This is a genomic window from Pseudomonas shirazensis, assembly GCF_050496565.1.
GTDB lineage: Bacteria > Pseudomonadota > Gammaproteobacteria > Pseudomonadales > Pseudomonadaceae > Aquipseudomonas > Aquipseudomonas shirazensis_A.
Window position 1 is genome coordinate 32,523 of the sequence record NZ_JBNWAE010000004.1, and the last position, 20,060, is coordinate 52,582.

The window sequence follows — 20,060 nt, forward strand, 5'->3', positions numbered from 1 at the left end:
CGGCTTACACGTCCAGTGCTAGCGGGTGCAGCGCGCGAAACGCCTGCGCCTCTTCCACCAGCCAGTCGTGCACGGCGCGCGCCCCCGGCTGGTTCAAGCCGCCGGGCGGGTAATGCAGCACGTAGCGCTTGTGATTGGCCAGCGCTACGCCGAACGGCACGATCAGCGCGCCGCGCTCGAGCTCATCGTTGAGCAGGGTGCGCCGCGCAATTGCTACGCCAACCCCGGCGATGGCGGCTTCGATGGTCAGGTGATTGCGGTTGAAGGTGTGCCCGCGGCGCACATTCAACTCACCGGCACCAATGCCCTGCAGATAAAACTCCCACTCAGCGTATTCCGAGCTGCCGCGCCAGGCGGTCATGTCGTGCAGCAATGGGTAATGCACCAGGTCAGCCGGACCGTGCAGCGGCGGCCGGCCACGGAGCAGGGACGGTGAGCACACCGGGAAGATCTGCTCGTCGAGCAGCGGTGTCGACAGCATGCCTGGATAGCTGCCGTCATTAAGGTCGATCGCCAGATCGAAATCGTCCGGGTGCAGGGCCTGGTTACTGTCTTCGGCGACCAGCCGCAGCTCAAGGTCCGGGTAGCGCTGTTGAAAGCGCGGCAGGCGCGGGGTCAGCCACTTGGCCAAAAATGACGGGATCGAACGCAGGCGCAAGGTGCCGCGAATATCGCCGGCGTCCAGCCGCAGCAACTCCGCTTCGATGCTGCCGTAGGCTTCGGATACCGTCAGCGCCAGGCGCTGGCCTTCGGCGCAAAGCTCGACACCACGGGCCTTGCGCAGGAATAAGCGGTAGCCCAGATGCTCTTCAAGCTGGCGCATCTGTTGGCTGACCGCGCCGGGCGTGATGTGCAGTTCCTCGGCGCAGCGGGTGAACGACAAGTGCCGCGCCGCACAGGAGAACACATGCAGCCAGACATAGAACTGGCCAGTAATTTGCCTTCTCATCGTTTAGTCCTGCTAAAGGCTAGCTTAGAAACTTTCGTTGGTCATCGCCGTGGCGGCGCGGCAGTATCGCCCAACTTGGCAATACCGTTCAATTTTTCCAGAGAGCCGTGCGCCGGTGTTCAAGGCCGCCACGGTCAGGCATTAGCATGGCTATCAGTGTTTTCGACCTTTTCAAGATTGGCATCGGCCCCTCCAGCTCCCATACGGTAGGGCCGATGCGTGCCGCCGCAACCTTCGCGCAAGCCCTGCGCGAGCGTGGGCTGCTGGCTCAGGTGCAGCGGGTCGAGGTGCGCCTGTATGGCTCGCTGTCCGCCACCGGCGTTGGCCATGCCACTGATCGCGCCTGTCTGTTGGGGTTGATGGGGCAGTGGCCCGACCAGATCGACCCGCACAGCATCGAGCCGCGTATCGCCCAGCTGCTGCAGGAGCGCTGCCTGATGCTCGACGGCCGCCAGCCGGTCGAGTTCGACTATGGCCGCGACATGCTCCTGCTGGACGAAAGCCTGGCGTACCACCCCAATGCCATGACCCTCAATGCCGAGGGCGAGCAGGGATGCCTGTTCAGCCAGACCTATTACTCGGTCGGTGGCGGCTTCATCGTCGAGCAAGCCGAGATCGATGCGCCACAGAGCAGCGCCGCGCAGGTCGACCTGCCGTACGAGTTTTCCAGCGCTGCCGAGCTGCTCAGCCTGTGCAAACAGCATGGCCTCAGTGTCAGCCAACTGATGATGGCCAACGAGCGCGCCTGGCGCAGTGAAGCTGACATCCGCGCTGGGCTGCTGAAAATCTGGGCCGCGATGCGCGAGTGCGTGGCCAACGGCATGCGCAATGACGGCATCTTGCCCGGTGGGCTCAACGTCAAGCGCCGTGCCGCGCGGCTGCACCGCAGCCTGCAGGAAGTCGGCAAGCCCAACGTGATCGGCTCGACCTTGAGCGCGATGGAGTGGGTCAACCTGTTTGCCCTGGCGGTCAATGAAGAAAACGCCGCTGGCGGGCGCATGGTCACCGCGCCCACCAACGGCGCCGCCGGCATCATCCCCGCCGTGCTGCACTACTACATGAAGTTCAACCCAAGCGCCTGCGACGACGATGTCGTGGCGTTTCTGCTGGCGGCAGCGGCAGTGGGCATCCTGTGCAAGAAGAACGCGTCGATTTCCGGCGCCGAAGTGGGCTGCCAGGGCGAGGTCGGTTCGGCCTGTTCGATGGCCGCCGCGGGCCTGGCCGAGGTCCTCGGCGCGACTGCACCGCAGCTGGAAAACGCCGCTGAAATTGCGCTTGAACACAACCTCGGGCTGACCTGCGACCCGGTCGGCGGCCTGGTGCAGATCCCCTGCATCGAGCGCAACGCGATTGCCGCCGTCAAGGCCATCAACGCGGTGCAGATGGCCCTGCGCGGCGACGGCGAGCATTTCATCTCGCTCGACCGGGTGATCCGCACCATGCGCGACACCGGCGCTGACATGCACGCCAACTACAAGGAAACCTCGCGCGGCGGCCTCGCCGTGGCGTACGTCGAGTGCTGATCCGTACTCGACGGGGCTGAATGCGACGCTGCCCGGCAGTGTGCGTTCAGCCCCAAGGCACTACCCGCTATATCAGCGACAAAAATAACTACAAGGCGATATCTGATGACCGATGTACATAGCACCACGACTGTTCGTGCGGATGCGGCCGTTGCGGCTGCGGCGGTGGATGCAACCCGCTGGAACCGTCATGACACCACCTGGGCCCTGGGCCTGTATGGCACGGCGATCGGCGCCGGGACGTTGTTCCTGCCGATCAACGCCGGCGTCGGCGGCTTCTGGCCGTTGATGATTCTCGCGCTGCTGGCGCTGCCGATGACCTTCTATGCACATCGGGCCTTGACCCGCTTCGTCCTGTCCGGGCGCAAGAGCGGCAATGAGGACATCACCGAGGTGGTCGAGGAGCACTTCGGCACCGGCGCGGGCAAGCTGATCACCTTGCTGTACTTTCTGGCGATCTTCCCGATCCTGCTGGTGTACAGCGTTGCTCTGACCAATACCCTGAGCAGTTTTCTCGAACATCAGTTGCACCTGACGGCGCCGCCTCGGGCGCTGCTGTCACTACTGCTGATCTGCGGCCTGATGGTGATCGTACGCTGTGGCCAGCAGATGATCGTCAAGGCCATGAGCATCCTGGTCTATCCCTTCGTCGCCTCGTTGTTGCTGCTGGCCCTGAGCCTGATTCCCAACTGGAACGGCGCCTTCCTCGCTCAGGCCAGTGAAGGCATCAGCGTCAACAAGCTGCTGCTGACGTTGTGGCTGGCGATCCCGGTGATGGTCTTCTCGTTCAACCACTCGCCGATCATCTCGGCCTTTGCCGTCGATCAAAAGCACCGTTATGGCGCCGACGCTGACCGCAAGAGCGGCCGCACGCTGGCAACCGCCCATGTGATGATGGTGCTGACGGTGATGTTCTTCTGCTTCAGTTGCGTGCTGGCGCTGAGCCCGGCCGACCTGGCGGCCGCCAAGGAGCAGAACATCTCGGTGTTGTCGTACCTGGCCAACCACTTCCAGACTCCGGTGATTGCGTTCGTGGCACCGCTGATTGCCCTGGTGGCAATCACCAAGTCGTTCCTTGGCCACTACATCGGCGCCAGTGAGGGCTTCCAGGGCATGATCGTCAAGAGCCTGCGCGGGCGCGGCAAAGCCTGGCCGGCCAAGCGCCTGGAGCGGGTTACCGCGCTGTTCATGGTGCTGACCTGCTGGGCCGTCGCCACCCTCAATCCGAGCATCCTGCGCCTGATCGAAAGCATGGGCGGCCCGGTGATTGCCTGCCTGCTGTTCCTGATGCCGATGTACGCCGTGCGCAAGGTACCGGCGCTGCGCAAGTACTCGGGCAAGCTGTCCAACGTGTTCGTTACCCTGATCGGGTTGATCACCTTGTCGGCAATCTTCTACAGCTTCTTCGCCTGACCCAGCTCAAGCCCGCGCCCATTCGGCGCGGGCTTGCAGCCGTGGGCTCAGCTCAGCACTTCGCGCAGCCGATGCCAGAGCATGCCGGCTGCCAGCAGCGGCGAGCGCAGGGCCTTGCCACCCGGGAAGGTCAGGTGCGGCACCGCGCTGAACACATCCAGGCCCTGGCTGTGGCCGACAGCGATGCCTTCGGCTAAAAGCTTGGCAGTCCAGTGCGTCACGTTCAGGCCATGCCCGGAATAGCCTTGGGCGTAGTAGACGTTGGGGTATTGGCTCAAACGCCCCACCTGCGGGAAGCGGTTGGCGGTGATGCCGATCATGCCGCCCCATTGATAGTCGATGCGCACATCGGCCAATTGCGGGAATACCTTGCGTACCTTGGGCAGCATGTAGGCGGCGATGTCTTTCGGATCGCGGCCTGAATAGTGGCAGGCACCGCCAAACAGCAGGCGGTTGTCGGCGGTCAGGCGGTAGTAATCAAGTCCGACCTTTTGATCACACAGGGCCATGTTCTGCGGGATCAGCGCCTGTGCCACCTGTTCAGGGAGGCGCTCGGTCGCCACCACGTAGCTGCCGGCGGGGACTACCTTGCCGCTCAGGCGCGGCTCGAGTTCGTCCAGGTGTGCGTTGCAGCCAAGCACCAGGCTCTGCGCGCGCACCTTGCCATGGGCGCAGTGCAGGGTCACGCTCGGGCCATGCTCGATACGCAACACTGGGCTTTGCTCGAAGATGCGCACACCCAACATCGCCGCAGCGCGCGCTTCGCCCTGGACCAGATCGAGCGGGTGCAGATGGCCCGAACCCATGTCGATCAACCCGCCTGCGTACTGTTCGCTGGCGACCACTTCACCGATGTGTGCCGCATCAACCAAGCGCGTGGCATGGCGGTAACCGAACTCGGCCAGTTGCGCTTGCTCGTCCTTGAACGCGGCAAACTGCGCCGGTGTGTTGGCCAGTTCGCAGAAGCCCCAGCGCAGGTCACATTCGATGGTGTACTGGGCAATGCGCTGGCGCACCAGCTCGACCGAATCTATGCCGGCCTGTTGCAGGTAGCGCACGCCGTCCTGGCCGACATAGCGGGCAAAGCCGCTGACGTCATGGCCGATGCCGCGAATCAACTGGCCACCGTTGCGCCCGCTGGCGCCCCAGCCGATGCGCCGGGCTTCGAGGAGAATCACCGACAAGCCGCGCTCGGCCAGCTCCAGTGCGGTATTGACCCCGGTCAGGCCGCCACCGACCACGCAGACGTCAGCGCTCAGTTGTTCTTGCAGCGCAGGGTAGGGCGCGCTGCTGCGCGCGGTTGCGGCGTAGTACGAGGCAGCGTGTTGGCTCTCTAATGACATGGCACAGGCTCGGCTCAGCGGTTGGATTTGATCTTGCTCCAGGAACGGGTCATGACCCGCATGATTTTCGGGCTCGGCGTGCTCGAAACATAGAGCTTGTCGAGCACCTCTTGCGGCGGGTAGATCTCGGGGTTGTTGACCAGCGCCGGGTCCATGTGCGCCTTGGCCGCAAGGTTGGCGTTGGCATAACCGACGGTGGTGCTGACTTTGGCGATCACTTCAGGGTCGAGCAGGTAATTGATGAAGGCCAGGGCCTGTTCAGGGTTGCTGGCATCCTTGGGAATGGCCAGCAGGTCGAACCACAGGTTGCTGCCTTCCTTGGGGATGCTGTAGGCGATTTTTACGCCGTTTTTCGCTTCAACAGCGCGATTGGCCGCCTGGAAAACGTCGCCCGAGTAGCCGAAAGCGATGCAGACATCGCCATTGGCCAGGTCGGAAACGTATTTGGAGGAGTGGAAGTAGGTGATGTACGGCCGTATTTCCACCAGCTTGGCTTCGGCCTTCTTGTAATCGGCTTCGTTCTCGCTGCGCGGGTTCATGCCCAGGTAGTTGAGCATGGCCGGGAACAGTTCATCCGGCGAGTCCATGAAGGCGACACCGCATTTTTGCAGTTTCTTCAGGTTTTCTGGCTCGAACAGCACGGCCCACGAGTCGATCTTGTCTATGCCCAGCGCGGCTTTGACCTTGTCGACGTTGTAGCCGATGCCGTTGGTGCCCCACAGGTACGGCACCGCGTATTTATTGCCGGGGTCGTTCTGCTCCAGTTGCTTGAGCAGCTTGGGGTCGAGGTTGCTGAAGTTCGGCAGCTTGCTGCGGTCCAGCGGCAGGAAGGCGCCGGCCTTGGCCTGGCGGGCCAGGAAGTGGTTGGACGGTACCACCACGTCGTAGCCAGTGCGCCCGGCAAGCAGCTTGCCCTCCAATGTTTCGTTGGAGTCGAACACGTCATAGATCACTTTGATGCCGCTGCTGGCCTGGAAGTCGGCCAGGGTGGTTTCACCTATGTAGTCGGTCCAGTTGTATACGCTGACGCTTGGCTGGGCCTGAGCGGCGGCGCCGAACAACAGGGCGAATGCTGCGGGGATCACGGACTGCATATGACGCATGTCGACACCTCTCTGGTTTTATTCTGGGTCGTGATGTTGCATAAGGCGGGGCGCTCGGCGCCCCGCAGATGATCAGACGCTCATCATCAGGAACTCGCGCTCCCACGAACTGATCACCCGTTTGAAGTTCTCGTGCTCGGCGCGCTTCACCGCGACATAACCCTGGACGAAATGCTTGCCCAGGTAGTCCTGGATGATTTCGCATTCTTCCATGTGCTGCAGCGCGTCTTCGATGGTGATCGGCAGGCGCAGGTTGCGCCGCTCATAGGCGCGGCCTTGCACGGCAGCGCTCGGTTCGATCTTGCCGACCATGCCCAGGTAGCCGCAGAGCAAGCTCGCCGCAATGGCCAGGTACGGGTTGGCATCGGCGCCTGGCAGGCGGTTCTCGACGCGCATCGCCTCGGGGCTTGAGGTCGGTACGCGCAAGCCGGCGGTGCGGTTTTCTTCACCCCACTCAACGTTGACCGGGGCCGAAGTGTCCGGCAGGAAGCGGCGGAACGAGTTGACGTTCGGCGCGAACATCGGCAACACCTTGGGGATGTACTTCTGCAGGCCGCCGATGTGGTGCAGGAACAGCTCGCTCATGCTGCCGTCGTCATTGGCGAAGATCGGCTTGCCGGTAGCGATGTCGACCACGCTCTGGTGCAGGTGCATGGCGCTGCCGGGCTCATCGGTGATCGGCTTGGCCATGAACGTTGCGGCGACGTTGTGCTTGAGCGCGGCCTCACGCATGGTCCGCTTGAACACGGTGATCTGGTCAGCCAGGTCCAGCGCGTCACCGTGGCGGAAGTTGATCTCCATCTGCGCCGGGCCGTCTTCGTGGATCAGCGTGTCGAGGTCCAGGCACTGGATTTCGCACCAGTCGTAGACGTCCTCGAACAGCGGGTCGAATTCGTTGGCGGCGTCGATCGAGAACGACTGACGGCCGCTTTCAGCGCGTCCGGAGCGGCCCATCGGCACTTGCAGGGGCAAGTCCGGGTCTTCGCAGCGCTTGGTCAGGTAGAACTCCATCTCCGGCGCGACGATCGGCTGCCAGCCCTTGTCGGCGTACAGCTTGAGGACTTTCTTGAGGACGTTGCGCGGCGACAGCTCGATCGGGTTGCCCTGTTTGTCGAAGGTGTCGTGGATGACGATGGCGGTGGGTTCGATGGCCCACGGGATCTGGTACACCGCCGACGGGTCGGGGCGGCAGATCATGTCGATGTCGGCCGGGTCGAGCAGGTCGTAGTAGATATCGTCGTCGACATAGTCGCCGGTGACGGTCTGCAGCAGCACGCTTTCAGGCAGGCGCATGCCGCGCTCATGGAGGAACTTGGCCGTGGGTGCAATCTTGCCGCGGGCGATGCCGGTCAGGTCACTGATCACGCATTCGACTTCGGTGATGCGGTGTTCTTTCAGCCAGTTGGAAAGCTGATCGAAGGGGGCGTTCATACAGACCTCTTGGTTGGGTTTTGATCGCGCCACGCTAAGGGATCTTCCCAGTCGCTGCGCTGGAGGCTATCTTGGGCGCAGCCCGCAGGGTTGATCTATCCACTTCTTTCGCCAGCAAATGCACCAAAAGAGTGCATATAGGATGCCGCGTGACCAGCGCCAACGGCTTGCAAGTTCAGGCTTTCCAGACCAGTGATGTCAGTGAACAGGTGCGCACAACGCCCGGCTGGCAGCAGCAATACCGGCAAATGTCGCCGGGGTTGTTCAATGGCCAGCTGCGCAGCCTGGAGCTTGAGGGCGTCGAGGTCTACGAAGAGCGCCTGAACACCCGCGTCGAGCAGTTTTTCAGCGCGCCCAGTGGTTCGCTGACGTTCTGCTTCGATCGCAGCGAAAACAGCCTGTACCTGCTCAATGAAGACAGCCGCAATATCTGGATCACGCCCGAGAACTATCAGGAAGTTGCGGTGGTGTTCGACCGCGACTTTCTCCAGCGCCACGGGCTGGATGTCGCCCGCCTCGAAGGCTTGTTCATGACCCCGCTGGACTCGGTGCAGAACAACCTGTTCGGTAGCTGGCTGAGCGCGACCCTGACCCGGCTGGGCGAGGCTGACAGCCCATTGCAGGGGCGGGCACTGGGCGAACAGTTGCTCGAGGATTGCCTGTTCATTCTCGACAACGCCAGCCAACGTCTGCAGGGCGATGCCCATGGCCGGCGCGGTGAGGCACGCGCCGTGATGCGCCGGGTCAGCGACTGGGCCGCCGATTGCCCTGACGAAACGCTCAATCTGGTCGAACTGGCTCAAGTTGCCGGAGTGTCTGTGCGCCAGTTGCAGCAGATATTCAAGGCATTCACCGCGATGCCGCCAGCGCACTGGCTGCGCCTGCGCCGCTTGAACGGCGCCCGCCGTGACTTGTTGCGGGGCGCTGGGGCGACCGTGGCCGAGGTGGCCATGCAGTGGTCGTTCTGGCACCTGGGGCGCTTCTCGGAAAGTTACCGGCAACTGTTTGGCGAGCTGCCCAGCGAGACGCTGAAGCGGGCCAGGTAGCCCGGTACAGTTCTGCAGATCAGGGCCATTGCTGGTATCGTGCGCGGCAGTAATGTACCGAGGTCCTGATGTTCTATCTGCCCCTGACCAGCGAACAGGCCGACGGCCTGGCCAGTCAAACCGCCAGCGATTTCTTTGTCCATGCCAGCCTGCTGGAGAGCGCTGCGGTGCTGTTTATCCAGAATGTGCCGCGCCAGCAGGGTGCGCCTTCGGTCGAGGCGCAGCAGCGGCGCTTTGCCGAGATCGTGCGGATTGCCGATGAGGTCGAAGCGGCGGCGCCGTCGCGCTTCCGGCAGCAGGTCGCCAGCCGTTTTGACGCAGATGTGTTCGCCATGGGCCTGGGCATGCTCGGCGAGAACGGCATCGGCCTGCTGGCGGCCGAGCAGCCGGTCGATGTTGCCGACCTGCGCGACAGCGAGGGTGGCTGGAGCTTTACCTTTGCCGATGCCTATCGCGAGCAGGTGACGCCGTTGCGGCCGGTCAGCTTGCCTTCGTTGCCGAGCAATCTGCGCCTGAGTGACCAGCAGAACCGCCTGCTGCGAGAGTTTCTTTCGGGGGTGGACGAGTCGGTGGCCGTACAGGGCTTTGCCGGCACCGGCAAGACCTTCCTGATCAACCAGTTCGCCCGTTTGCTCGACCCACAGCGGACCTTGCTGCTGGCCATGACCGAAGGCCAACTACGTGCCCTGCAGGCGCGGATCAAGGATGCCTCCGCGTTCACCGCGCGCACCTTCGGCCAGTTGGCCGATGAAATCCTCGACCGCGACCTGACCAGCAACGGCTGGCGCCTGCGCGACGTGTACCGCAGCAAACTGTCGTGGCGCCCGCAGGAGGCGCAAGTGGTGCAGTGGCTGGGGGTGCCGGACATTGGCCCGCTGGCGGCACGTGAGGTGGTCGCCCTGTGCATCAAGGCGGTACGCAGCTTCTGCCGCAGCGCAGACACTGCCATCGAACTGCATCATTTGCCGTGGATGGGCCACGGCTTTTCGCCGTTGGATCAGGAGGTGCTGCTGGAAAAGGCGCGCCTGTACTGGCAACAGCTGATCCGCCCTTCGGCGCGGGAGATTCAGCTACCGGTGCGCGATTATCACCGGGTCAAGCTGCTGTCGCTGACGCTGGAAGTGATCGACAGCCAGTTCAGCCATGTCATCGTCGATGAAGCCCACGAGCTGTCGGCGCCCATGCTCGCCGTACTCGACCGCAGCCCGCAGGCGATCATCACCCTGGGCGACGACCTGCAGAACCTCAACGGCCTCAGCCCGCACCACGGCAAGTTCATCCGCCAGCGCTGCATCGATCACTCGTTGCGGGCCGGGCCGGCCATGGAAGGCGTGCTGAACCCGCTGATCCTGGCCCACCCGGCCGCCGTGCAAGCAGCCTTTACCGGCAACGCCGAGCACTACACCCGGGTCAGTTTCTTCGACACGGTGACGGTGCCCGAGCAACCTACGGCGCTGCTGGTGGATGACGAATGGGGGCTGCTCGGCTGGTTCCAGCGCCTGACCCATCAGGGCGTGCCGTTTGTCTTGCTCAAAGGTGCGCGCAAGGAGTTCGAGCTGTTTGTCGAAGACTGCATCGAGCTGTACCGCTACGGCACGCGGCCGCGGCACAACATGCTGTTCCGCTATGCCAGCTGGCAGGCGCTGGAGCAGGACAAGGGCGACGACAAGGCCTTTGCTGCTGTGGCCAACCTGTTGCGCAGAGGCTACACGCCAGAAGATTTCGCCAAGGCCAAGAGCCGTTATCGCTGGGACAAGGCGCCCAAGCTGTTCCTGGCCAGGGTGCGCGATGTAAAGAACATGGAGTTCGCCCGGGTCATGGTCTCGCCGGAGCTGATGGTCGCGCCGGCCGCTGCCGGTAATCGCAATGAGCGGGCGCGTATGCTCGCCGGCCTGTACACCGCCTGTTCACGGGCCCGACATGAGCTGATTGTGCCGGGTGGCATGCTCGACTGGGTGCAGGACCAAGTGCGCGACAAGTAGCAGGCAAAAAAAGGGGCAAGCCGCACAAGCGACTTGCCCCTTTTGCTTACGTTGCTATCAGTTGCGATCCCGCCACACCGTCTGCACGTTGCAGAACTCGCGTACACCGAAGTGCGACAGCTCACGGCCAAAGCCGCTCTTCTTCACGCCGCCGAACGCTACTCGCGGGTCAGAGGCGCAGTAGCCATTGATGAACACCGCACCGGTATCCAGCGCCGAGGTCATCCGCTCAGCCAGCTCGAGGTTGGCGGTGTAGATGGTCGAGGCCAAACCAAACTCGCTGTCGTTGGCCAGTTCCACGGCATGGTCGGCGTCACGGGCGCTGATGATTGCTGCCACCGGGCCAAACAACTCCTGCTTGAACGCGGTCATTTGCGGAGTAACCCCGTCAAATACGGTCGGCTCGTAGAAGTTGCCGACGCCCTCAGCCTTTTTGCCACCCAGCAGCAGGGTCGCGCCTTCAGCCAAGGTCGCCTGCACCTGGCCGTCGAGTTCATCGCGCAGGTCGTAGCGTGCCATTGGGCCGATGTAGGTGTCAGCCTCAAGCGGGTTGCCGACCTTGAGCTGACGCGTGGCTTCGACGAACTTCGCGGTAAACGCCTCGGCGATGCTCTCTTCGACGATCAGGCGCTTGGCGGCTGCACAGACCTGGCCGGTGTTCTGGTAACGGCCGATCACCGCGGCCTTGACCGCTGCATCGAGGTCGGCGTCCGCCAGCACGATGAACGGATCGGAACCGCCCAGTTCCAGCACGCATTTCTTCAGTGCAGCACCGGCTTGAGCGCCAATCGCCATACCGGCGCGGACACTGCCGGTCAGGGTCACGGCAGCGATACGCGGGTCATTGATCGCCCGGGTCACGCCGTCCGGGGTGACGTTGAGCACTTCGAAGATGCCTGCTGGCAGGCCAGCCTGCTTGATCACGTCGAGCAGCAGGTAAGCGCTACCCATGACGTTCGGGGCATGCTTCAGCACGTAGGTATTGCCCGCCAGCAGTGCCGGGACCGCGCCGCGCAGCACTTGCCAGAGCGGGAAGTTCCACGGCATCACAGCCAGAATCGGCCCCAACGGGCGGTATTCGATGCGCGCGGTGGCAATTTGCGTAGGCTCGGCTGCCAGCATCGCCGGGCCATGCTCGGCGTACCACTGGCACAGGCCAACGCACTTGGTCACTTCGCCACGGGCCTGGCTGATTGGCTTGCCGATTTCGCGGCTGATCATTACCGCCAGTGCTTCGTGATTAGCCTGCAGAGCATCGGCCAGGGCGTTCAGATACTCGCTGCGCTGCCCCAGTGACACCTGGCGCCATTGGTTGAAGCCAACCTTGGCACGCTGCAGCGCCGCTTCCTCTGCGGCGTCGGTGTCGAACGGATAGTGGCCGATCTGCTCACCGCTGAACGGGTCGACAGAAATGGCGTGGGTCAGGCTGCTGATCTCGCTCATGGCGGAGCTCCACGTTGTTGTAAGTTGATGAGGCTCAGACTAGTGGCGTGCAACCGTATTGAAAACTGAATAATAATGAGCGCAACGTTCACGTTTGGAGAATGGCTATGGATCTGGTGCAACTGGAAATCTTCAAGGCAGTGGCAGAGCACGGCAGCATCAGCGCCGCTGCACAGCAGATTCACCGCGTGCCGTCCAACCTCACCACGCGGATCAAGCAGCTCGAGGAAGACCTCGGTGTCGAGCTGTTCATCCGCGAGAAAAGCCGACTGCGCCTATCACCGGCGGGCTGGAATTTTCTTGAGTACACCCGGCGCATTCTCGACCTGGTCCACGAAGCGCGGTTGACCGTGGCCGGCGAAGATCCGCAGGGCACGTTCGCCCTGGGTTCGCTGGAAAGCACCGCCGCCGTGCGCATCCCGGCTTTGCTGGCCAGCTACAACCAGCGCTTCCCTAAGGTTGATCTGGACCTGTCGACCGGGCCCTCGGGGACCATGCTCGAAGGCGTGCTGTCCGGTCGCCTGGTCGCAGCCTTCGTCGACGGCCCGGTATTGCACCCAACGCTGGAAGGCATGGCCGTGTTCGATGAAGAAATGGTAGTGATCGCGCCGCTCAACCACGCCACAATCAGCCGCGCCCGCGACGTCAACGGCGAGAGCATCTACGCTTTTCGCGCCAACTGCTCGTACCGCCATCATTTCGAGAACTGGTTTGTCCAGGACCAGGCTGTGCCCGGCAAGATCCATGAGATGGAGTCCTATCACGGCATGCTTGCCTGCGTCAGTGCGGGGGCGGGTTTGGCGTTGATGCCGCGAAGCATGCTCGACAGCATGCCGGGGTTGAGTACGGTCAGTGTGTGGCCTTTGTCGGAAGATTTCCGTTATCTGCAAACATGGCTGGTGTGGCGGCGCGGTACTGTGTCGCGCAGCTTGAGCATGTTTATCAAGTTGCTGGAGGAGCGGCGGGCTGCCTAGTGTCGGTTATCAGTCTTGAGATAGCCGGGGCCGCTGCGCGGCCCTATCGCGACACGAGGCCGCTCCTACAGGGACCGCGCCAGACAGTCGTGCGCGGTCCCTGTAGGAGCGGCCTTGTGTCGCGATAGGCCAGCGCAGCTGGCCCGGCAATCTCAACCACACCGCGATCACCGTTGCTGGCGTTGCTCCAGGCGTTGGGCAAACTGGCCAATCACCTCAACCACCCGCTGCGCACCGTGCTGGATATCCTCGATCACTGCGCCAGCCTTGTGCGCAAGCTCGACACCTTGCTCGGTCTTCAGCGTGCTCGCCTGCATGCTCGCGACCGCCTGGCGGGCCAATTCCCGATTCTTGCCGACCACTTCACTGATCGCCACGGTGGCCTTGCTGGTGCGCTGCGCCAGGTTGCGCACTTCATCAGCGACCACGGCAAAGCCGCGGCCCTGATCGCCGGCGCGGGCGGCCTCGATTGCCGCGTTGAGGGCCAGCAGGTTGGTCTGCTCGGCAATGCTGCGGATGGCATCGACAATGGTGCCGATCTGCTCGGACTGCTCACTCAGCGCACTGATCGCCTGGCCCATCTGCGTGAGCTCGTCGGCAATGCTCTGCACCATGTTTACGGTCTGCTGCACCACTGCAGAACCCTGCTGGGTGCACTCATCGGTGTGCTGCGACGTCTCGAAGGCCACCAGTGCAGCTTGCGATTCAGCCTCGCGCTGCTCGATCTCAGGGGTGATATCGCTGGCAAACTTGACCACGCCGTAAAGCTTGCCGTGCTCGTCATACAGCGGGTTGTAGGTAGCCTGCAGCCAGACGGTAGCGCCACGGCTGTCCAGGCGCGGGAATTGACCTGCTTTGAACGTGCCACGATTTAGCGCTGCCCAGAACTCGCGATAAGCATCACTGGCGATTTCGCTGGCAGTGCAGAACATCTTGTGATGCTGACCACGGACCTGATCCAGGCGGTAGCCCATGACTTTGAGGAAGTTGGGGTTGGCATTGATCACGCGACCGTCGAGGGCAAATTCGATGACGGCCATCGAACGTTCAATGGCGTTGATGAAGCTGGTCTGTCCCTGGGCGTGCTGCCGGGCTACACCATGCTCGTCCTGAAGCGTGGTGATGGTTTTGCGCAGGTCAGCTACTTCAGCCTCGAGTGTGGCTTGACGAGCGTGTTCCGCTTGCAACGATTGCTGATGGGTGCTGGCGCGGATGAACATGGCGGAAAAACCTCGGGGAACAGAATCTGCGTGATGGCACGGTGCCCACACAGGAGAAGCCATTAAGCCACTGCCCTTAATATTTGTACAAAACTTTATTCCTGTATAGGTATCAGAACTTAATTGGCGCCCGCGTGGTCCTGCTCACTTCCAGCCCAGCAGCCATCGAGTTGAGTCACGCAGCTCCTGCCAGTCGAACACTTCACTACGGCCGGTGAGCACTGCCTGCAGCTCGACCTGTAGCGGCGTGCCTTCTTCATCACACAGCAATTGGGTAACGATGAAGTGCTTCTCGCGGTTTTGCGGCGCGCGTGCTGTCCATTTCGACAGCGCCAGTTTGCGGGGGTTGAACCTGTTCATGAGAGCTCCATGCGCGGTGGCTGCTGATATCTTTGCGTCTAGGCTATAGACTTATACACGCATTGCGAATTGTACAAGAATCGCCATTTTGTTACAGGGAGCACCCAGATGACCGACGCTACCCGCACTACCTCGATCACCTTGCCGCAGCTGCGCAGCCTTGCTGATGCAGGCTCGGTCGACGAGCTTGAGCTGCTGTCGCTGGAGGGTGGGATTTACCTGCTCAGGGTGCGTACCGCAACGGGCCTGCAGACCTTGGCCGAGGAGGGCGGCAGGCCGACGCACCTGCGCTCGTCGACGCACTTGCGCAGTTTGCTCGCGGGCTTCCCGGCGATGCGCTGCGTGCTGGTCCAGCATGTGGTGCACGATGAGATGTGCGGCCAGCGCGAAGGGCTGATCGAGCCATTGCGCCTGCCATTGTCACTGGAGCAGACGTGGTAGCCGCGAGTACGCCGCGACTGGGCCTGATACTCGGTGACCAGCTGTCGTTCGACCTGAGTTCGATTCAGGCACTGGACCCGCAGCGTGACATCCTGCTGCTGGCCGAAGTGCAGGACGAGGCGAGCTACGTACCGCATCATCCGCAGAAAATAATCATGATTTTCAGCGCCATGCGTAACTTTACTAAAGCTTTACGTGAGCTTGGTTGGCAAGTGATTTACGTTGAGCTCGATGCACCCGGCAATACCCATAGCCTGCCCGGAGAAGTCCAACGCTGGCAGGTCGAACTTGGTGCAAGCGAAGTACATTTCACCGAATGCGGCGAGTGGCGCCTTGAGCAAGCCTTACGCAATTGCCCGGTCGTTCAGGTGTGGCACCCGGACCGGCGTTTTCTCTGCTCGCGTCAGGCCTTCGCGCGCTGGGCGGCAGGCCGCGAGCAGCTGCGCATGGAGGAATTCTATCGGTCGATGCGCAAGCGCTGCCGGCTGCTGCTCGAAGCCGATGGCAGCCCGTTGGGCGGCGCCTGGAACTTCGACCGTGACAACCGCAAGCGCTTGCCGCGTAATCTGCGCGGGGTGTTCCCGGCACGTTTCAGTCAGGACGAGATCACCCAGGCGGTGGTGGCGTTGGTCCGCGAGCGTTTTGCCAGCCACTACGGCAAGGTCGACGGTTTCGATTACCCGGTTGATCATGCCCAGGCGCAGGCCCTCTGGCAGCACTTTCTCGACTTCGGCCTGGCCGCCTTCGGTGATTATCAGGACGCCATGGCTGAAGGTGAGCCGTTTCTGTTCCACTCACGCATCAGCGCGGCGCTGAACATCGGCCTGCTCGATCTGCGCCAGCTGTGCAGCGATGTCGAAACCGCTTACCGCCAGGGCCGCGTACCGCTGAACGCAGCCGAAGGCTATATCCGCCAACTGATCGGCTGGCGCGAGTACGTGCATGGCATCTATTGGCTGCGCATGCCGGAGTACGTCGAGCTCAACGCCTTTGGCAACCAGCGTCCGCTGCCCGAGTTCTATTGGACCGGCAACACCGGCATGCGCTGCATGGCTCAGGCGATTGGGCAGACCCTCGAGCTGGGCTACGCACACCATATTCAACGGCTGATGATCACCGGCAACTTTGCACTGCTCGCCGGGATCGCCCCGGCGCAGATCTGCGAGTGGTACCTGGCGGTGTATCTGGACGCTTTCGAGTGGGTCGAGTTGCCCAATACCCTGGGCATGGTCATGCATGCCGACGGCGGTTACCTGGGCTCCAAACCCTATTGCGCCAGCGGCCGTTATATCCAGCGGATGTCGGACCATTGCGACAACTGCGTTTATCAGGTCGAGCAGTCGCTGGGTGAGCAGGCCTGTCCGTTCAATGCGCTGTATTGGCACTTCCTCATCCGTCATGAACAGCAACTGGCGCTCAACCCGCGGCTGACGCAGGTCTATCGCGGCCTGGCCGGGATGGACCCGCAACGCCGGGAAGCGCTGTGGCAGCGTGGCGAGATGCTGCTGGCCCGGCTCGACGGAGGAGAAACGCTTTGAAAAAAGCGCATTTGCCGCACAAGGTCTGCCCAGTCTGTGGCTTGCCGTTCAGCTGGCGCAAGCGCTGGGAGCGCTGCTGGGGTGAGGTGAAATATTGCTCTGAGCGCTGCCGCCGAGCGCGGCGCAGTGCCCCGGGCGAGGGCACTCAGGATGAGCAATAGGCTGGAACTGTTCGATTATCGAGCATAATCCGCTTTTGAGCGTTCAATTTTGGCTACAAGGCGCCGAACGTATTGGGTAGTGCAGTTCACCCTTCGCATTCGGAAGTCCAGCCATGTCCTTGCGCCACCTGAATATTGCCACTCGCTCTTACTTGAGTTTCAGCCTGATTGCCGCACTGGTGGTGATCCTCGGCGTGTTCTCGATCAACAAGATCTCCACCATGCGCGAAGCGGTGGTGTACACCGAACAGGTAACCAACGTCGGCACGCGCTACCTGGGCGAGGTGCGTAGCCACATGCTGGGCCTGCGTATCATCACCATGCGCATGGCCATCGCCCGCCAGCCGGCGCAACTGGCGCCCACCCTGGCGCGCCTGGAGGAACTCAAAGGCCTGCTGGACAAGGGCCTGCAGGGCTATAGCGCGGTGATGCCGGCAGAGGCCAAGCCAGTGTTTGCCGAGATGCAGCAATTGATCAGCCAATATCGCGTCCTGCTCGACCAGTACAAGGGGTTGTCCGATCAGAATCGGCTGGAGCAGATGCAGGGCATGCTCAGCGTCACCATGCAGGACATTTCCACCCGCACCGGGGAGCTGTATGACAGCCTGGTCAAGATCAGCAGCGAAACCGCCGCCGCACACACTGCCGAGGCCCGCGAGGACTATCAGCGCGCCTTGTGGCTGACTGCCAGCGTGGTCGGCCTGGTGCTGCTGCTGACGTTCAGCCTGGCCTGGCTGCTCACCCGCAGCATTGTCAGCCCACTGCGTGCGGCGATTGCCGTGGCGCAGGATATCGCCGCCGGGGATCTGTCGCAGGCCGTGGTGGCTAGCGGCAGCGATGAAGCCAGCCAGTTGATGCGTGCATTGGCGGCCATGCAGGCCAGCCTCAAGGATGCGCTGCGCCTGATCGGTGACTCGTCCCAGCAACTGGCAGCAGCCAGTGAACATATGTCGGCGATCACTCGGCAGACCTCCACTGACCTCAGCCGGCAAACCGACGAGATCCAGCAAGCCGCTACGGCGGTCACCGAGATGAGCGTGGCGGTGGAAGAGGTGGCGCGCAACACCGTCAGCACCTCGAGCATTTCGCGCGAGTCCGAACAAGCGGCCCAGCGCGGGCGTGAGCGGGTAGCCGAAGCGATTCGCTCGATTGGCAAGATGCGCCATGACGTGCACGAGGCCTCGGCGCAGATCGAGGCGTTGTCGGTGCAGTCGCAGGAGGTGGGCAAGGTGCTGGATGTGATCGGAGCGATTGCCGGGCAGACCAACCTGCTGGCGCTCAATGCCGCCATCGAAGCCGCACGGGCCGGTGAGGCTGGCCGAGGCTTCGCTGTGGTGGCCGATGAAGTTCGAGCGCTGGCCGCGCGTACTCAGAGCTCGACGCTGGAGATCGAGGAAATGGTCAATGCCATCCGCACCGGTACCGCGCGGGTGGTCGACTCGATGCTCAGCAACAGTCAGCAGGTCGCGCATACCCTCGAAGTGGCGGAGTTGGCCGGCCAGGCGCTGGACGAGATCACCAGCGGCGCATCGACCATCCACGAGCGTAACCTGGTAGTGGCCAGCGCGACCGAAGAGCAGGCGCAAGTCGCGCGCGAGGTCGATCGCAACCTGCTGAACATCCGCGATCTGGCCCTGCAAACCTCGGAAGGCGCCGACCAGATCAGCGCAGCCAGCCAGGAACTGGCCAACCTGTCGATTGGCTTGAACGGAATGATGAAACGCTTTCAACTGTGAAACACCCCAGCCATTAAAATAAACCGCCCTCAGGCCAGCATTACATCGTTTTTCAGCATTGCTGGCCTTCCCTATAGTCCTCGCATACCCAAACGGAGCACCGACGTGCTCCCTTGATGCGAGACTGGCTATGAACAACAAGAAAACCCTCGACCCCACCGTCGGCGCTGGCACCCGCGTAGTGTGGGGCGGCGAGCAGGTCAGCCACCCTTACTACGCTACCCAGACGCCGATCGTGGCCAGCGCCGCCTATGGCTACGACGATATCGACACCTGGTATGACGTGGCGCTGGGCAATCAACCTGGGTTTATCTACAGCCGCATGAGCAACCCCACCGTTGCCGTGCTTGAGGACAAGCTGTGCGCGCTGGAGGCCGCCGAGTCTGCAGTCGCCTTCAGCTCCGGCATGGCCGCCATCAGTGGCGTGCTGCACAGCCTGCTGGCCTGCGGCCAACGGGTGGTATCGACCCGCGACAGCTATGGCGGCACCAACAAGATCTTCGAAGAATTCCTGCCGCGCATGGGTGTTGAAGTGACCCTGTGCGATACCTACGACACCGAGGCCATCGAACGCGAGATCGCCCGTGGCTGCGACGTGGTGTACCTGGAAACCCCCACCAATCCGACCCTCAAGGTGCTGGACATCCGCCGCCTGGTCGCAGCGGCCAAGCGGGTAGGGGCGCTGGTGGTGGCGGACAATACCTTCGCTACGCCGTTGAACCAGAATCCGCTGGCGCTTGGCGTCGACGTAGTGGTGCACAGCGCAACCAAGTTCCTCTCCGGCCACGGCGATGTGCTGGGCGGTATTGCCTGCGGCGACGAAACGCTGATGAGCAAGGTGCGCCATTACCGCGAAATCAACGGCGCTGCGCTCGACCCGTTCTCGGCCTACCTGATCATTCGCGGGATCAAGACCCTCGCCCTGCGCCTGCGTCAGCAGCAAGCCAGTGCCCAGGCGCTGGCAGAGTACCTGTGCAGCGAGCCTCTGGTCGAAGCGGTCAACTACCCGGGCCTGGCGCAGCACCCTGGGCATGCCATTGCCCGCGCGCAGATGCGTGGCTTTGGCGCGATTGTCAGCTTCGTGCTTAAAGGCGGCATGCGCGATGTAGCGCAGTTGCTGCCGCTGCTCAAGTACGCCCACCGTGCCGGCAACCTGGGTGCGGTCGAAACCATCTATGGCCCGGCGCGCACCACCAGCCATGTTGAAAACACCTTGGAAGAGCGTCAGGCACTAGGCATTTCCGAAGGCCTGGTACGCATCTCGGTCGGCATCGAAGACACCGCCGACCTGCTCGCGGACCTGCGTGATGCCTGCGCCGTGTTGCGCGAACGACAGCGTACGCAGCACCACAACAGCGCCGCACACGCCTAGCGCGACCCTTGACCCGAGCGATGTG

Annotated in this window: 17 protein-coding genes and 1 pseudogene; 10 read left to right on the forward strand and 8 right to left on the reverse strand. The window is 62.6% G+C overall.

Annotated elements, in window-relative coordinates; genetic code table 11:
• Positions 1–4: 4 nt before the first annotated feature.
• The gene (locus ACQZ2L_RS07655; RefSeq protein WP_430325496.1) at positions 5–949 is read right to left on the reverse strand and encodes a LysR substrate-binding domain-containing protein; all 945 of its coding nucleotides are present in this window, start codon (positions 947–949) and stop codon (positions 5–7) included.
• Positions 950–1,095: 146 nt separating this feature from the next.
• Here ACQZ2L_RS07655 and ACQZ2L_RS07660 point away from each other — a divergent pair, with 146 nt between their 5' ends.
• Entirely contained in the window at positions 1,096–2,472 is a 1,377-nt protein-coding gene (locus tag ACQZ2L_RS07660) for an L-serine ammonia-lyase (RefSeq protein WP_430325497.1), read from the forward strand.
• Between the two features lie 105 nt (positions 2,473–2,577).
• Positions 2,578–3,885, forward strand: a complete 1,308-nt coding sequence (locus ACQZ2L_RS07665) for a serine/threonine transporter (RefSeq protein WP_430325498.1) — start codon at positions 2,578–2,580, stop codon at positions 3,883–3,885.
• A gap of 47 nt (positions 3,886–3,932) precedes the next feature.
• Here ACQZ2L_RS07665 and ACQZ2L_RS07670 read toward each other — a convergent pair whose 3' ends face one another.
• The 3 genes from ACQZ2L_RS07670 to ACQZ2L_RS07680 all read right to left on the reverse strand — a co-directional run bounded on the left by ACQZ2L_RS07670 (position 3,933) and on the right by ACQZ2L_RS07680 (position 7,762).
• A complete protein-coding gene (locus tag ACQZ2L_RS07670) occupies positions 3,933–5,228 on the reverse strand; it encodes an NAD(P)/FAD-dependent oxidoreductase (protein ID WP_430325499.1) in 1,296 nt (431 codons plus the stop codon).
• A gap of 14 nt (positions 5,229–5,242) precedes the next feature.
• Complete coding sequence (locus ACQZ2L_RS07675; protein ID WP_430325500.1) at positions 5,243–6,331, reverse strand: polyamine ABC transporter substrate-binding protein; 1,089 nt, start codon at positions 6,329–6,331, stop codon at positions 5,243–5,245.
• Between the two features lie 72 nt (positions 6,332–6,403).
• Entirely contained in the window at positions 6,404–7,762 is a 1,359-nt protein-coding gene (locus ACQZ2L_RS07680) for a glutamine synthetase family protein (protein WP_314872979.1), read from the reverse strand.
• Between the two features lie 149 nt (positions 7,763–7,911).
• On the opposite strand from ACQZ2L_RS07680, the gene ACQZ2L_RS07685 reads away from it, so the two are divergent.
• Together ACQZ2L_RS07685 and ACQZ2L_RS07690 are read left to right on the forward strand one after the other, a co-directional pair.
• On the forward strand, positions 7,912–8,808 hold the full coding sequence (locus tag ACQZ2L_RS07685; protein ID WP_430325501.1) for a helix-turn-helix domain-containing protein: 897 nt from the start codon (positions 7,912–7,914) through the stop codon (positions 8,806–8,808).
• 68 nt (positions 8,809–8,876) lie between these two features.
• Complete coding sequence (locus tag ACQZ2L_RS07690) at positions 8,877–10,790, forward strand: AAA family ATPase (RefSeq protein ID WP_430325502.1); 1,914 nt, start codon at positions 8,877–8,879, stop codon at positions 10,788–10,790.
• A 57-nt stretch (positions 10,791–10,847) separates the two neighbouring features.
• Here ACQZ2L_RS07690 and ACQZ2L_RS07695 read toward each other — a convergent pair whose 3' ends face one another.
• Positions 10,848–12,233 (reverse strand): aldehyde dehydrogenase family protein, encoded by a 1,386-nt coding sequence (locus tag ACQZ2L_RS07695; protein ID WP_430325503.1) that lies wholly within the window; start codon positions 12,231–12,233, stop codon positions 10,848–10,850.
• 107 nt (positions 12,234–12,340) lie between these two features.
• Here ACQZ2L_RS07695 and ptrR point away from each other — a divergent pair, with 107 nt between their 5' ends.
• Complete coding sequence (gene ptrR / locus ACQZ2L_RS07700; RefSeq protein WP_430325504.1) at positions 12,341–13,207, forward strand: putrescine utilization regulator PtrR; 867 nt, start codon at positions 12,341–12,343, stop codon at positions 13,205–13,207.
• 167 nt (positions 13,208–13,374) lie between these two features.
• On the opposite strand, the gene ACQZ2L_RS07705 is transcribed toward ptrR, so the two are convergent.
• The 3 genes and pseudogenes from ACQZ2L_RS07705 to ACQZ2L_RS07715 form a co-directional block, all read right to left on the reverse strand.
• Positions 13,375–13,896 (reverse strand): methyl-accepting chemotaxis protein, encoded by a 522-nt coding sequence (locus ACQZ2L_RS07705; protein WP_224785536.1) that lies wholly within the window; start codon positions 13,894–13,896, stop codon positions 13,375–13,377.
• A 30-nt stretch (positions 13,897–13,926) separates the two neighbouring features.
• Positions 13,927–14,490: pseudogene (locus ACQZ2L_RS07710) on the reverse strand (PAS domain-containing protein); the annotation flags it as partial.
• 81 nt (positions 14,491–14,571) lie between these two features.
• Positions 14,572–14,787, reverse strand: coding sequence for a TIGR02450 family Trp-rich protein (locus ACQZ2L_RS07715; protein ID WP_430325505.1), 216 nt, complete (start codon positions 14,785–14,787; stop codon positions 14,572–14,574).
• A gap of 135 nt (positions 14,788–14,922) precedes the next feature.
• Between ACQZ2L_RS07715 and ACQZ2L_RS07720 the strand changes: the two genes are divergently transcribed.
• The 5 genes from ACQZ2L_RS07720 (at position 14,923) to ACQZ2L_RS07740 (ending at position 20,035) form a co-directional block, all read left to right on the forward strand.
• A complete protein-coding gene (locus ACQZ2L_RS07720; RefSeq protein ID WP_430325717.1) occupies positions 14,923–15,228 on the forward strand; it encodes a DUF6482 family protein in 306 nt (101 codons plus the stop codon).
• Positions 15,222–16,766 carry a cryptochrome/photolyase family protein gene (locus ACQZ2L_RS07725; RefSeq protein WP_430325506.1) on the forward strand — a complete coding sequence of 515 codons (1,545 nt, stop codon included), beginning with the start codon at positions 15,222–15,224 and terminating at the stop codon, positions 16,764–16,766. The genes ACQZ2L_RS07720 and ACQZ2L_RS07725 overlap by 7 nt, the downstream gene beginning before the upstream one ends.
• On the forward strand, positions 16,763–16,927 hold the full coding sequence (locus ACQZ2L_RS07730) for a DUF2256 domain-containing protein (RefSeq protein WP_430325507.1): 165 nt from the start codon (positions 16,763–16,765) through the stop codon (positions 16,925–16,927). The genes ACQZ2L_RS07725 and ACQZ2L_RS07730 overlap by 4 nt, the downstream gene beginning before the upstream one ends.
• 113 nt (positions 16,928–17,040) lie before the next feature.
• Positions 17,041–18,663 (forward strand): methyl-accepting chemotaxis protein, encoded by a 1,623-nt coding sequence (locus tag ACQZ2L_RS07735; protein ID WP_430325508.1) that lies wholly within the window; start codon positions 17,041–17,043, stop codon positions 18,661–18,663.
• Between the two features lie 130 nt (positions 18,664–18,793).
• The gene (locus ACQZ2L_RS07740) at positions 18,794–20,035 is read left to right on the forward strand and encodes a cystathionine gamma-synthase family protein (RefSeq protein WP_430325509.1); all 1,242 of its coding nucleotides are present in this window, start codon (positions 18,794–18,796) and stop codon (positions 20,033–20,035) included.
• Positions 20,036–20,060 lie beyond the last annotated feature (25 nt).